Raw genomic sequence first — 15,496 nt, 5'->3', positions numbered from 1 at the left:
TCCTTGATTTGATCAGTCATTCCTTGAACCCGTATTCAGGTGGAATTTTCCAATCATCACTTGGAAATTTTGGCCAACCGAATCGAGGATCACCATAAGCCTTTTTGACATCATGCATCAAACCGTCAAAAAAATTCGACAAATCTTGAAGTGCGATTCCGGCATGGATTAATCCCGCTTTTGCCGTCAACCTATCCTCGCTTCTCATAGCCAAATCATAAAGATTTATCGCAGCCTCGATCGATTTAATTCTCTTATCAAACGATTCATCCAGATTTCTTTTCCAGTCAATATGCCATTCGTTGTCGTCCATTTCTACATTGTAGGAATTCAAATCGGCATCCGTCAAACCGTGCGACAGCGCCAAATCTCGCAATAAGACTTTTATTCGATTCAGCTCCATATCCCTCTCACTTAACGTTAATCCTGCGCCCCTGCCCTGCGTCCGTTTTGGACTGGTTCACGGTACCGTCCATGTTCACAACGGCCCTGAACTTTCCTCGACTATCAAACACTTCGAGGTGATCCTTGTGCAATCCGTCGAGATAGAAGTAGTCGCCCTTGCTGATGGCGCCTACGTCACTGGTTGCCTTGTAAACGCTCTGACCGTCGATCGGTGTCAATCTCGTCTTTTGCGACGCATCGTCCAAATCAGACCCAAACCCCGGTGTCCCCAAAAACGCGCCCATGTTACCGACGCCACCCTGATTCGGCTTGTAACCCGCCATCGTGAGCGGATCATTCATCATCTGCTGAAGCCAGTCAGGCGTGAGTGCCGTGATAATGGCCTCAACCGTTCTTTGTGCACCAAGCGGACTGATCAGCGGTCCCGCTTTCGCACTCGAATCAAGGTCGGTCGAATTGTCGATAATGGCATTGTCACCCTTGTCCCGACTTTGTCCCGTAAAACCCGGCAGCTTGAATCCTGACAGCCAAGTGGGCGGCGGCGCCATCTGTGGCAGCGCTACCTGGTTATTCTCGACTTCGATCTTAGCTGCACCTGCTGCCGTCGCGATATCCTGACCCGATATCGCGGCGACGCCAGCAACCAAGCTCGACACGAGATTGTCGCGGGCTTCTCGCTCCTCTGCAGACATATTTGTCGTTGGAGCCATCAAGCTCCCGATCACGGAGCTTGCGGCGGCTCCCATTGCGCCAACGCCACACGCTTGACCGCTCGCCGCTGCGCCAGCACACCCCACGATCGCATGAAGTGCTGCGCGCGCCTCTTCATTGCCGAGGCTGTCGGCGATTTGCTTGATCTGATTCGCACCAAGCTGTTGCACGTATGCGATCGTCGCATTTTGCGCGAGTTGGCCCATGCCGCCCGTTACGTTGCTACCGGCCGCGACCGTGAGCGCGGTCAGCACCTGACGATACGTGCCGCTCGGCCCCCACTCGGCTGTTAACTGATCGGCGCGTTGTTGGGCCGCTGCTCGTTGTTCCGGCGTGAGATTCGGATCGTTTGCAGCCGCTTTTGCTGCATCCGCTTCCTTCGCGCGGTTGGTCACGAAAGTGCCAGCCTGATTCACAAACTGACTCGTGATGTCGAAACCGGCCCGAATCTTGTCCTTATCGAAAATCGGTGCGAGCGCGCCACCAGTGTTGGACGTATCGCGGTTGATGCTCGCGACGGCTTCGGCTGCAGTTTGGCCCGTCAACTGCTGCTGCTTCGCACTGTCAGTAATCGTCAGTGCGCCGCCGCTCATACCGCTGCGGGTTGCCGAACTAGCATCGCCGGACGCACTCATCGCGATCGGCGGTGCAACCTGCAAACCCGGTGCACTACCGCCGTTGGTCTTCGGCAGCGTCGTACCCGGAACCGGGTTTACGTTGTCAGCGGTGCCTTTCTGATTTTTCCCTGTACCGCCGCCATAGCTGCCCGAAATGCCCATCGAAGAAGCATCGTACGAAGCGTGATTCTGGATATCGCTCGACGTGAGCGTACCGGTTGTGAGGCTGTTCGCCCCGTCCCGAACAGCTTTATCGCTACTAGCGATGACTCCACCCTTCAGATCGGTATTGCCGCTCACGTTGATATCAAATCCGCCGTCGCCAGCTTTGATACCAGACTGTTCGCCGACCGCCGCGTAATCGCTGTTCATCTTCTGCTGGCTGATATTCCCGGCCACGCTCGATGCGCCGTAACAGATCGGCGGCACGCAAACGCTGACAGACACACCGCCGCTCGCCTGCTTCGAATCGTAATGGCTCGTGTCTTGCAGGCTCTTGATATTCAGATCACCACCAACGTCAGCGATTACCTGTTTACCGCTCGCGACAGCGCCGGTCAGGTTCGTATCGCCGCCTGATTCCAATGTGAGTTTGTTGCCCGCTGCAACGTTTGTGTTGGTCCAAGTCGTATCGCTGCCGTCGCCATGCCCTTTCGTACCTGAGACGCCAACCTGAAACGAAATGCCGTTCGATTTACCGACACCGAACGTCACGCCGATACTGGCGCTCGATCCGCTGTTCTTGCTCTGTTGGCTGTCCGTACTTTGTGCAGCTTGCAGATTGATATCGCCCTGCGCGTTCAACGTCGCATTGTGACCTGCGCTGAGAGTGCTGCCGGTCACATTGATATCGCTATCGGCCCCTGCACCGGCTGCAGCGATGTTCAGATTATGGCCAGCTGATACCGTGCTGCCGACTGCCGTATTGGACGAGGCCGATGAACTGCTATTGCTGTGGCTTGTGCCAAGCGACACATTAATGCCGACACCTCCCACACTCGTCGGATCACTCACGACTGCATCGTAAGCATTCTTCGCCGCAAGTCCGGTCGTTGCAGCAGCGAGCGCATTGAGCCGCGCATCGCCCTTGGTCTGCTTAACGTCCTTGCGCATTTGGTTTGCCGTCTGCACTGCCGCGATAACGGGATTGCTTATGCCCGCAGAAATTGCCGTCTGACTGAACGACTGCTGCTCGTTCTGTGTAGCGGTGTTTCGCGCCTCATCAATCGTTACTTTCGTGGCTCCGAGATTAATGTCGTTTCCGGCGTGTATGGTGCTGCCGGTGACATGCAGATCCTTGCCCGCACTGATGTTCAGGTTGCCATTCAGCGAACCGATCATGCTGCCGTTGTTCGTGACCTGTGTTGCCTGCTGCGCATCCGTGGTTTTGCGCACGCCGATCGTATAACCCTGCAATCCGCCGTCAAGCTGATTCAATGGATTCAGGCCCGACAGGAAACCATATTCACGCTTCGAATAATAGCTTTCGGAGGTTTGCGTATCCTGCGACGTGGTGATATTCACATTGCCTGCAGCAGCAAGCCTCACGTCGCTTGTACCAACGACATTACTTCCTTGTACTGTCAAATCCTTGCCCGAACGGATCGAAACAGTATCGCCCGACACGGTGCTCGCGACGCCGACATTCGCGTGCGTGTTCTGCATCGTGTCCGTGGTGGAACCGGAAACGAAGCTGCCGCGTTTGGCTTGCGTCTGAACGAAACTATCGTGCTCTTCGCGACCTTCGTTAACGATGGCATTGCCTGTCGCCGCGATGCTGGCCGCGCCCGTGCCGTTATCCTTTCCGTTCGTGACCCCTGCCGTCAACGACGAGCCGGTCAACGTCACATTGCCCTTGTTCGCGTCGGTGCTCACTGCTGCGAGTGTGGCATTCCCTCCGGACGAGAAAGTCGTGCCGATCGCACGCTCATCGTAAGTGCGATCGACTTCCTTACGCGTCTTGTCGTCGGTCGCGACGTTGTTGTAGCGTGCGGTGTCGGTCACGGTCGTTGCCGCGAGATTGCCGCCAGCAATAACGCTCAGGTCTTTTCCGGCCGTTACGTCTGCGCCCTTGAATGTCGCATCGTTGCCGCTTTGAATCCCAAGATTGCCATTCGCGGAAATTGCACTCGTCTCGTTGGTCGTGCTGTTTTCTTCCCAATGGTGATTCGCATTCTTCGTCACGGATTGCGAAGTGTTCGCCTGAACCGTATCGACGTTGATATTGCGTGCCGCTGTTACGAGTGCGTCACCGCCCGCCGACAGATTCGCGCCATGCATCGTCAGGTCGCGACCGGCACTGACGATCATGTCGCCGGTTGAAGCGATAGTGCCCTGCTGCCCCAAAAGGCCCGTATTGACCTTACTATCGCCAGAAGCAGCAGAGACGCCATTCGTGTCCACCAGCGTGGTATTAACGATATCGCGGCCAGCAATGACGGCGATGCGATTACCGGTAATCATCCCCGACGAATTCACAACGTCATTGCTGGCCGCTACGACTGTCGTGCCGTTCGTGCTGCTGCTCGAAATAGTGCCGCCGCGATTCAGGATATCGGTTGCGGTGAGCACGGTTTTCGTGCCGCCCTTGATGACGCCCGAATTGGTCGTGCTGCCGACCGTATGGATTTCAACGTCATCGGCCGCGATCAAGGCACCGGTCGGTTGCAGGTCATTCGCGTGCGTTTGCGACATATAGACAACCGGGGCCAGCACGTGCGTCGTGCTGCCATCGGGCAGAGTCACGGTCTGGTCAACCAGCCACACGATATCGCTCGTCAACGCATCCATTTGCGCGGCCGTCAGCGCCATACCGGGTACCAGACCGAACGACTTCGCGTAGTTCGCGCCGTTCGTCATCAGCGCCCGATACTCGTCTTCGGCGCTCGCATAACCCGGCAAGAAAGTGCGGCCCGTCAACTGCGTAATCTGGTTGCGCACCATCTGCTGTTCATACATCCCGTCGCCCAAACGCTTCTCGATGCTCGCGGGGTTCAGGTTCAACTGGCCGAGCATGTAGTCGCTCGAAATGAAATTCGTATAACTCGTCAACCGCGGATCGGTGATGATCAAATACGGTTGCCCCGGTGCAGAATGAATCGAGTACATGCCGCTGGTCGGCAACGTAATCGACAAGGCGCCGGTTGCACTTGCAACGGATTGCAGGGCCGGGACCGTTGTCGATCCGTTAGCCATGCCGACCTTGTTCAGCGTGCTACCGGACACGCCCTGATTGGCCGAATTGTTGCCGAGCGTGCCACCGGTCGCACCGGTCGCCGAATTCTGCGCGGCGACGTTCTGGTTATTGACGCTCTGACCAGTGATCGACACCGACTGATTCGCGATGATCGTGCCGCCGGTGCCGCCAATCGCGACCGGCGTATGGACAACGGTCGGTTCAACGATCGTGCCGCGATCCTGTGTCGTGTCTTCGTTCCATGCGTACATCGACACGATGTTGTCGGTCTGATATTGATACAGCGTCCGACCGACGTTGTTCACGATCGTGCCGCCATAACTGCCGCTACCCACAGAGCCGTTCTGTTGCGTGCTGCCGATTTGAATCGACTTGCCGGCCGTGATCGCGCTGTAGTCGTTATTGATCGTGCCGACGTTCGCCATCGTGATACTGCCGCCCGCGACGAGCTGCGCTTGTTGCGCCTGGCTCGTTACCGTGTCTTGCTGCGTCGTGGACGTGGTATCGCGCCAGATTTCGACACGCTGATAGCCGTTGTGACCGTCGCTGCGCGTCTTGTATTCCGTATCCGGGACGTAGTTGACGTGCGGGTCGTATGCGTCCCAATAGTTGACCGTAACCGACCCGTCTGCGTTGGTCGTCAGTGTGTTGTAGTAAATCGTCTGCTGCTTGCCGTTCACGTTCACGACCAGCACCTTGTCGGTCGCGTTCGGTCCGGACGTTTCCGATACAACCTGCGCAGGGCTATAGCTTGAAGTGAGTGCCGTTTTATAACCGTTCACCCACATCGCTTGCGAACAGCCGCCGTTCGGGTCCGCGTTCATCGTCGCGCACACGATGTATTTCTGCCGCTTGGTTTGGTGCGAGGTGGTCGTCCCGGTCGTTACAGTCGTGACCGTCGGCGCAGGGCGCGAATTGGTGAACGTGCCGGCCGCAAGTTCGACATTCCCCTGTGCTTCGATCGTGGATTGATCGTTCAGTACACTCTGCGTGCGGTTCGCAAGCAAGCCGTTTGCGTCGCGCTGACCGTTCGCCGCGATATTGATATCGCCGACGCTAAACAGGTTCGCGCCGCCCGTATTCGACAACTGACTCGTTGCGTACAGGTTCAATTGGTTAGCTGCGGCGAAGACAGCAGCGGCCCCGGTGTTCGTAATCGTGTTGGCGTTCGAAGTGACGTTGGCACCGATCACGGTGCCCGTGTTGTTCAACGTCGCGCTGTTGGTCACGACGGTATCGCCTTCGATCCGGCCTGCGTTGTCGATCGTGCCGCCATTTGCGTTGACCGTCGTCGTCGCGGAATTCAAATCCGCGCCGCTCTGGTTGTCGACGTTCGCCGCGTTCACCGTGAGCGCGCCATTGGCATCCAGCACGCCTTGGTTCGTCAGCTTGCCCGACGTGGTGAAATTCACGTTGCCGTTCGCATGCAGTCTGTTCGTGGCCGTCTGCGTGTAATCGCTCCCGAGCGTGATCGAGCCGTTGCGACCGGCGATAATCGAACCGTCGCCGGACAGCGTGCCGGTGCTCAGCGTCAGGTCCTGATCGCTACCGATCGCGCCATTCTGGTTCGCAAGGGTGCCCGTCTGAATCGATACGCTGCCGCCGCTGCCTGCGTCATTACCAATTTTGCCCGAAGTATTGTCGATCGATGCGGTGTTCAACGACAGCGCGCCGTTTGCACGAACGGAGCCGCCCTGATTCGAAAGGGCTGCATTCGCACCGTTCAACGTCAGATTATTTGCCGCCGACAGCACGCCACCGGCGTTGTTTACGTTGTTACTTACTTTAAGCGTCAGGTCATGCCCCGAAAGCGTCTGACCGCCTTGCGCATTCGTGAGCGTTTGCGCGGTCAGCGTGACATCGCCGTTTCCGCCAATCGTACCCGCACCCGCCTTACCTGACGCGTCGGTGTTCGTGATCGACGCGCCGCCATCGATCGTCGTTGCACCGCTGCCGATATTCGCGATACGTCCGTCGCTGTTGTCAACGCTGGAACCCGAGACGGCGAGCGTGGATGTTGCGCCGTTCGCTTCAATTTGGCCGGAGCTATTAATCACGGCACCTTGCGCGCGCAGCGACAGATTCCCGTTCGCCTGAACAAGACCAGCGGCATTCGCAATTTGACCGTTCGACTGCACGGACAGCGATTGCGCCGCCAACAGCGATCCATTCGAATTATCGACGCTGCCTGCCGACACCGAGACGTCCCCGTTGCCGCCAATGGTGCCGCCCGCTGTATTCGTCAGCGCGTTTGTCGTCGTGACGGACAACGTGCTCGCGCCCACGTTTTTAAGTGAGCCTCCATCATTCGCGAGACTATCGGCCGCTACAGAAACGCCATTGTTCGCTTCGAGCGTGCCCGCACGGTTATCGACAGCGCCTTGAGCCTTCAGCGTAATGCTGTCCGCACCGACGTAGCTGCCCGCAGGGTTATCAAGCGACTGCACGTCGAGCGCCGCCTGTCGCTGCGCGGCCAGCGTCCCGGCGCTGTTCGAAACAGCAGCCGCCTTCAGGCTCAACGCGCCATTTGTCGCGATCGTACCGCCCTGATTCGACATCGCACCGGTCGCGATCGACAACGTACCGCTGCCTGCGTGAGTAATTTTTCCGTGGTCGTTGATCAGCGTCGCGGGCGTCAGGTTCAGGTCCGTGCTGTTGGTCTGAATAACGCCGCTGCTCGAATTATCGAGCGTGTTCGAGACGGCAATATTCATTGCGCCGGTCCCGGTTTGTGTAATCGAGCCGCCGTGGTTCGACAAATTCGTCGCCCCGAGCGACAACTGTGCTGCCTGCACCGAACCCGCATCATTTCTCAGCGACGCGGCATTCACCGTCGCGGATTGTCCGGCCGCGATGCTACCCGACCCATTCGTCAACTGCGCACCGGCATTGATCGTCGCATTTCGACCGGCGGACATCGCACCGCTGCCGTTATCGACAGACTGCGCACCGACTTGCAGGTCCGTCTGCGCGGTAATCGCACCGTGGTTAGCAACGGTTCCGGCTTGCACATTGACGCTGCCATTTCCACCGATCACACCGCCCTGCGCACCCGCTGCGGTCGCTCCTGCGGCATTGACCAATTGCCCGGTCGTCGCGATCGACAAACCGTCACCGTTCAACGATGTAACGCGACCGGCCGAATTGTCCAACGAGTTTCCCGAAATATTCATTCCGGCCGCGCTCTGGATCGTGCCTTGGTTGTTCGCGATCGCACCGCCGCGCACCTGCATCGCATTTTCGGAAACCAGCGTGCCACCCTGATTCGCGATTGCGCCGTTCGACTGCACGTTCAGCGGACCTTGCGCCGATACCTTGCCGCCTTGATTCGAAATGCTGCCTGCGGTCAACGTTGCGTTGCCTTGGCTCGACAGCGTGCCGTGATCGTTGATCAACGCACCCGCTGCGTTCGCATTGAGAGCGCCCTGCGCACTCGTCGTCGCATTAGAAAGGTTCACGTCCCCGGCGTTCGCGTTCAGCGACAGATTGCCGTTCGCAGCCGTCTGGCTACCTGCGAGATTGATTGCGCCACCAGAAATCGACGCGTTACCACCTGCAACGTTCTGACCGGTTGCCGTCAGTTGGCCGCTGCTCGAAAGATTCAGGTCACCGCTTTTCCCGACAGAACCGTCGTTATTCACACCTGCGCCGAGCGTCCCGGTGGAATTGATGCTGCCTGCGGTGACCGTGGTATTTTGCTGCGCGGCCAGCGTGCCGCTGTTCGACAACGTACCAACTGCTGAAACGTTTGCGCTCTGTTGCGTATACGTCGTGCCGGTGTTTTGAATGCTGTTCGCGGTTGCGGCAAGATTCCCGCTCGCAGTCGTCTTGCCTGCGAGTACAAGCTGGCCGTTCGATTGCAGCGTCAGGTCGCCTGCTTGCGCTGCAATTGTTCCAGCATTCGAAACACCTACCCCGAACTCGTTGCTTACGAGAAAGACGCGATTGGCGTACATGCCGCCTAATCGGGCTACGTCGATCGCAATGGCAGGCGCGGTACCGTCACCGGCAATCGGCGTTGCCGCAAGTGTGTCGTGATTAACCTGGTTCGCCCCGGCGATTACGTTCAGATTCTTGGCATAAATGGCTGCGTTCGCCTGTACGGCGCGGGCAATCAGATCGACTTGATCGACGTTCGATGTATTCAGACCTCCTCCGCTCACTGCAATCAGGCCGCGCGATACATTAAATCCAGAAAGTGATCCGTCAGCACCGTAATACGGCGTACCAGTCGTCAGTGTCGCGCGTGATGTATTGATAAACCCACCACCATCAACCAGAATACCAGCGCTATTTGACAGTATTACTTCGGCGCGATTTCCTCCTACCTCAACATAACCACGAAGCTGAGAAGGCGCATTGCTGTTGACTTGGTTGACGATAATTCGCGCGGACTGGTTAGGGCCGAAGTTCGGGTTGCCGTTAATGTAGCCAGCTTGCTGCGTGTTCACCAACGTGGGCGAATTATTGAGAATTGCACCGTTTTTCTGTACATCGAACTGATTGTACGTATTCACGGACACGCCAGCGCCAGACGGTGCGGCAATATTCACTTGCGGCAGACCGTTCTGCGTCTGGATCACGTGCGTTGGCGTACCCGGCGTCGGTACGATCTGCGCCATGCTCGGCAGCGGCACACCGAACAGCAGCGCGGCGGCCATCGCGATCGGTTGCCAAACAATACGCCCTCCGTGCAAGCCCGATGGCGTGCTCACGCCCTGAGAATTCCCGGCTGCATGCGGCGAAGTACCGTTTTCCTGAACGACCATCATCGCGCCGCGCGCGCGATTGAATACAACCCGATAGCGTTTCTTGTTCATCCTTCGTTGACGCGCACTGCGCCCCTGCTTGCAATCCTGTTTGAATTCAACGTCGATAGGACCGGACACAATTTGCCGTCTGATCTTGAACGCGCTTGGAACGGATAGTCAGAACGACAATACCTCTCATGCATGTCGCGATTGCGAGCCAGCGCTCGCAACTCCCTCTCTTATCCACCGCGCGATCCTAGCAGAAGCGACAACCGCACACTGTCAGAAATGATCAATACATGACGCGCGAAACATCGATTTTCCTCTTCCCTAGCACCGGATATGTTAAAAAATCATCACCAATTAAATTTTTAAAACGCTTTAAAAATGTCAAATAAAGACAAGATGTGATTTTATTACGATGGGCACCACGCAGTCTGAGGCGCGATGCTGACGGCGAATACAGCGAACAACAATGGTCAGACGCCAATGGTCTGACGAGCAGCGCTCAATTCGAGATAAGCGACAACGATTTCAAAATTTCGATTGTTGAGAATGTATAAATCCGGCCAAGAAAATACGAATCCTCGAGCTTCCGAACTGAAATGCTGGTCGCTGGACAAAAGAATTTTGCATCCCGTTGCGGCTACGCAACACCTGACGCGATCCGTCGCGCCGAAGCCGCCGCGACGCCTGCAATCGCCGGCAACTGTCTACTTGCGCGACTTACCGCGCGCACCACGTTGCATGCGCTCCGGTGAAGCCAACGGCGGGTGTCCGACGAGTAGGTACTTCGCCCAAAGTGAAAAAGCCCATACCGGCAATCTGCCAATATGGGCTTCGGAGTTCACAAAGCACGCCTTGCGTGCTCTGCTATGCGCTCGCTAAGAAAGCGTCACCGGAAAGTCGACTGTCCCAACGGGACAATCCGGGGCACATGACCGGTGCCTTGGGACACTTACTCCTGCCCCTGGCTCGCGAGGAACTCCTCGTAATTCCCGCCGAAGTCGAACAGCGTGCCGTCGGTACGCACTTCGATGATCCGGTTCGCCAGCCCGCTCACGAACTCGCGGTCGTGCGACACTGCGCCCATTCATGTTCAAAATCAACCGCTTGGAGAACATGAATGGCCTCAATCAGCGTGCGTGGGACAAAATGGCAGGTCAAGATTCGTCGCAAGGGGCAGCCGCAACTGTCCGCGACCTTCGCCAGCGAGGCAGCAGCAAGACGCTGGATAGCAGAGAACGAGCGCATCGACAGCGGCCCCACCGTGGGTGACCTGTTCAGAAAGTACATCCAGTATCCGATGCCGGACAGGAAGTCGAGCGACTGGGATCGGCGCACGCTTCAACGGATGCTGCACAAGGAGAAGAAGCTCTGCGCTGTCCCAGCCGCCCAGCTCAGTAAGGCCCATCTCGCAGAGTGGCGCGACCGGAGGATTACGGAAGTCCTCGGTAGCACCGTAGGACGCGAACTGGATGCAATCTCCGCCGCCTACCGTATGGCGATTGCCGAGTGGGACATGGGAATAGCGGCCAATCCCGTGCTTGGCTTCCGCCGCCCCAAGCTGCCGCTCCCCCGTGAGGTGCGCCTTATGGCGGGTGACGACGAGCGATTAATCGGGGCAGCCATAGACTTCAACAGGGAGATCGCCCCGGCCATTATCCTCGCCATCGAGACAGCCATGAGGCAAGGTGAAATCGCGAAGCTCCGATGGGAGAACATCGACCTAGAAGCGCGTACGGCCTTCCTTCCTGAGACAAAGAACGGGACAACCCGGAAGGTGCCGCTATCCACGCGGGCGGCTGAGGCTCTGACGTGGTGCCCGCCACCCCATAAGGGCCGCGTGTTCAAGCTCACCCAGTCCGCCATGAAGTACGCGTTCAGCCGGGTACGGGAACAATGCGGGCTTGGGAACCTGCACTTCCACGACCTTCGGCACGAAGCGGCCAGCCGACTATTCGAGAAGGGGCTCAACGTGATGGAAGTCGCGACAATCACCGGGCACAAGAACCTGAAGCATCTTCAGCGGTACACGCACTTACGCGCTGAGGACTTGGCGAAGAAACTGGGCTGACACTTGCCACGAAACAGCAACACTCGGGCGGCATAGTGACCGCTCCGAGCGCAAGCAGCATGACTGCCCACGCCTGTAACCTCGACTATGGAGAACAGGCATGGGCACCATCCAACGCCGCCCCAACGGCAGGTACACCGCCAAAGTGCGCAAGTCCGGGTTCCCGGCACAATCGAGAACCTTCCTCACCCGAGCCGACGCTCAACGCTGGATCATTGAGACGGAAGCGGCCATGTCTCGGGCCTGCTTCGTAGACACCACGACGGCACGCTCACTCTTGCTCAGAGACGCCCTGCATCGGTACGAGCAAGAGGTCACACCGACCAAGCGGGGCCACGAATCCGAAACCATTCGACTGCGGGCGTTAGCGCGTGACGCACTGGCATCGTATTCGCTCGCCAATCTGACACCACCTGTTATCGCCCAATGGCGAGATCGGCGACTCCGCACTGTATCTGGCTCGACCGTGAACCGGGAGTTGAACTTGCTGCATCATGTGCTTGAGGTAGCACGCAAGGACTGGGGCATAGCAATGTCTGCTAACCCAGTGTCCGATGTGCGCCGCCCTCGCTCGAATCCCGGCAGGGAGCGCCGATTGTCCATCCCGGAACAAGCCATGCTGCTGTACGAATGCCGACAATCTCGCTCATGGTGGCTGGCCCCCATTGTCGAGTTGGCGATACATACCGGCATGAGGCAGGGCGAGGTGCGATCACTGCTGTGGGAAAACATCGACCTAGATCGGCAGGTCGCAGTCCTCCCAGCCGCTGCAACGAAAACGCTCACCCTTCGAGGCGTGCCACTGAACAGCCGCAGTGTGGCCGTTCTCTCGTCGCTTCCCGGTGCTCGGAGCGGGCCAGTATTCCCCGGCGTAACACGGGACGCTGTGAAGCTGGCCTTCAAACGAGCGCGAACTCGGGCAGGGCTCTCGGACTTCCGCTTCCACGACACACGCCATGAGGCTACGTCCCGGCTGTTCGAGCTGGGCCTGAATCCCGTCGAGGTTGCAGCCGTCACCGGGCACAAGACGCAGGCCATGCTTGCCCGGTACACACATCTACAGGCGTCCGAGCTTGTCAAGAAGTTAGGGTAGCCACACCACATGCGCGGCTCGCGTCGGCTACGCCTCGCTCGGCTGACGCCCACGCCAACAGATGCAGGATCGCGTAATTGATTGGACGGGCGGCACCCGCGAAGGTGCCCCCCGTTAGCCGAACGCGACGCGTCAGTAACTCCAACCCCACGCGTTCTTGTTGGACAGCCCGATGCTGGAGTCGGCGTGCTCCGGTTTATTGCCGTATGTGTTGCGTAAGCGCTGGCCCACATCGTCAGCCGAGATGTTGATGTGCTTGAGCGCACCGTTCGGCCCGGTCATGAACAGGGTCATGAAGCCGTTACCGAGGTTCTCGCCGGACATTACCGTCCATTCCGCTGGATCATAACCGGCACGTACCCCACGAAAACGCACCCTGCCCGCCATCGCGTCGTCCCACGTCGCCCCGCCGTCCGGGCCAGTGCCGTATGTGCGCCCCAACAGTCTGTCCGCTAGCGATGCGCGAGAGCCGAGCGCTTTCTCCATCTGTTGGTCGATGGCGTACTGCACCGCGTTCTGGTACACCGAGGTCGTCTGTTCGCCCATGCCCGGATACTTCGCATTCACTGCGGAGGCGAAAGACGGATAGCCGAGCGCCGCGTTGTGCAGAATGAACGCACCCGGCACGAAGTCCGAGTTCTTCATCACCTGACCAAACGCCATCTTCGCGGCTTGATCGTCGCTCATGTGATACGCAGCCTTGTACTGCGCGATGATCGGGGCGACTTGCCGTGCGAGCTGCTCCTTGTTGCCGTCCGTCAGGTTGTACGGCGTCAGCGCCTCGTTGCCGCCCCACGGAACCATGCGGCGGAACCAGCCGGGGTCCGCCTTGCTCACCGTGTCCTGCGCGAGCTTCACGTCCTGCGGCGAGGCCGTTGCGCCGGTCGAGCGCGCAATCAGCTCGCGTTGCTGCTTGAGCTGCTCAGGGTCCATGATGTTCACGCCGCTGTTCAGAAGTCGGATCACCTTCGGCGCGTCCGTGCCCACGTATGCGGACACCGCGTCGGCCCCACCTGGCCCTTGCAGGAGGTTCGAGGCGAACATCAGTGCGCGCTGCATGTCATCCGTCGCAGGCCCGTTACCTGAGATCAGCGCCGGGAGCTGCTGACCGAGCACTTGCTTCAACGCGGGCGACTGATAGTTCGAGTAATGTGCCGCCGAGCTGAGCCTGTCCCAGAAGTTCTTCTGCGCGTCGGCCTGATTCGCGTACTCTGCGCTCGTCGCCTTGGCGAACGCCGTATCTGCCACTTGCTCCCGCGAGCCAGCAGGGAACGGCAGGTTCTCGTACTTGGCGAAGTTGTTGTTGTTGAAAGCATCGCCAGCCAAGGTTACCGCCTGACCGTAATTAACCTGCCCCATCTGGAGCTTCTGGAGCTGCGCCAGCTTGCTCGCATTCCCCGCGTCGAGGAGCTTGTGCATGGTCGCCCGCTGCGTGTTGTTGTAAACAAGGGTGGCGTCCCCGTTCAGCTTGCGGTTCGAGTCCTCCATCGTATCCATGATCGAATCGAGCTTGGCGTGCCCTTCCGGCGACGAGTCGAAACCGGTCGCGCCATGCTGGAGACTCCACTGTAGATCAGCCCGCGAGGTGAACAGGTTCCGCGCTACCGGGTTCTTCAACGCGTACTCCTGCTCCAGCCGGGGAATCTGCGTTTCGAGGTTGTCCTTCATGTCGGTAGGCATTGACTGATACTCAGGCATAGCCTGCACCGCACGTACCGCCTGCCAGTTCCCGTTACGGGCGCTGCTCAGCACAACGTCGCGCAGTCCGCGCCGGTGCGCTTCAAGCGTCATGTCGTCCGGTCGAATGAGCTGGTTCGTGTAGTCGCCGTACGCACGGGCCACGTCCTCATCCTTGAGGTTGTTGCTCGCGGTCAGCGTGTCCTGCAACGCCTTGCCGCCAACCGTGCCAAGGTTCGTGAATCCGTTGTACGCCTGCTCCTGCGTGAACTGCATGTACTGGCCCATGTGCGTGCTGAGCATTCGCGGGAGCTGCTCCGCAAGACCCTGCTGCACCATCGCGTCGTACGCCGGGTCGCCCGTGGCCTGCACGCTGCTCATCTTGTCCACGATGTACGCACGCACCTGATCGGGCGAGCGCTCACGAAGCTGCGGCATGGCTTGCATGAACTGCGACTGCGCGTCCTGCATTGCTGCCTGCACGTTGAACGCCTGAGCGCCCTGCACCGTGGCGTCCGGCCCGTACAGTTTCGTGTACCACGGCTGCTCGTTCTCGATGTCGATCAGGCTCCTGCCCTGCGCCGCTTGGGCCATGCCCTCGGCGTACTGCTGCTTCTTCGTGCGGTCGATGTAGCCTTGGATGATGCCGCCCGTCAGCTTGTTCAGCGCATCGAGCGATACGCCAGTGCCGCCGATGCCCTGCCGCGCAACGCCCGCCGCGTAGTCCGCGATGTTAGTGCCGCCTGCGGCGAGTCCGCCGCTCGACTGCCCGCCACTGCTCGGCCCGCCAGAGAAGCTGTTCGAGCTTCCGCCGCCGAACGTGCTTTGCTGCGTTACAACGCCGCCATCAGAACCGAGAGAGAAAGAGATAGACATTTGCCTCCTTATTGAATGCCGCACTGCAAAGCGCGGCTTGGTTGATTGGTTAAGCCCTACGTCCCACTTATCGCGGGCGGATGCGCCCGATAC

6 protein-coding genes are annotated in these 15,496 nt (G+C 58.8%); 2 read left to right on the top strand and 4 right to left on the bottom strand.

Features of this window, described 5'->3' with window-relative positions:
- Positions 1-16: 16 nt before the first annotated feature.
- From AK36_RS33200 to AK36_RS34575, 3 genes are all read right to left on the bottom strand, one after another.
- Entirely contained in the window at positions 17-403 is a 387-nt protein-coding gene (locus AK36_RS33200) for a hypothetical protein (protein ID WP_131929094.1), read from the bottom strand.
- Between the two features lie 7 nt (positions 404-410).
- Positions 411-9,749 (bottom strand): hemagglutinin repeat-containing protein, encoded by a 9,339-nt coding sequence (locus AK36_RS20615; protein ID WP_080938698.1) that lies wholly within the window; start codon positions 9,747-9,749, stop codon positions 411-413.
- Positions 9,750-10,638: 889 nt separating this feature from the next.
- Positions 10,639-10,773, bottom strand: a complete 135-nt coding sequence (locus AK36_RS34575; RefSeq protein ID WP_263447996.1) for a hypothetical protein — start codon at positions 10,771-10,773, stop codon at positions 10,639-10,641.
- A 33-nt stretch (positions 10,774-10,806) separates the two neighbouring features.
- On the opposite strand from AK36_RS34575, the gene AK36_RS20610 reads away from it, so the two are divergent.
- Positions 10,807-11,757: a site-specific integrase gene (locus tag AK36_RS20610; RefSeq protein WP_045579080.1), complete on the top strand. Its 951-nt coding sequence runs from the start codon at positions 10,807-10,809 to the stop codon at positions 11,755-11,757.
- 100 nt (positions 11,758-11,857) lie between these two features.
- The gene (locus AK36_RS20605) at positions 11,858-12,850 is read left to right on the top strand and encodes a site-specific integrase (protein ID WP_045579079.1); all 993 of its coding nucleotides are present in this window, start codon (positions 11,858-11,860) and stop codon (positions 12,848-12,850) included.
- 132 nt (positions 12,851-12,982) lie between these two features.
- On the opposite strand, the gene AK36_RS20600 is transcribed toward AK36_RS20605, so the two are convergent.
- Complete coding sequence (locus tag AK36_RS20600; RefSeq protein ID WP_045579078.1) at positions 12,983-15,403, bottom strand: hypothetical protein; 2,421 nt, start codon at positions 15,401-15,403, stop codon at positions 12,983-12,985.
- Positions 15,404-15,496 lie beyond the last annotated feature (93 nt).

This window comes from Burkholderia vietnamiensis LMG 10929, from assembly GCF_000959445.1.
In the GTDB taxonomy this organism is placed as follows: domain Bacteria; phylum Pseudomonadota; class Gammaproteobacteria; order Burkholderiales; family Burkholderiaceae; genus Burkholderia; species Burkholderia vietnamiensis.
This window is presented reverse-complemented; position numbering and strand designations above follow the sequence as displayed.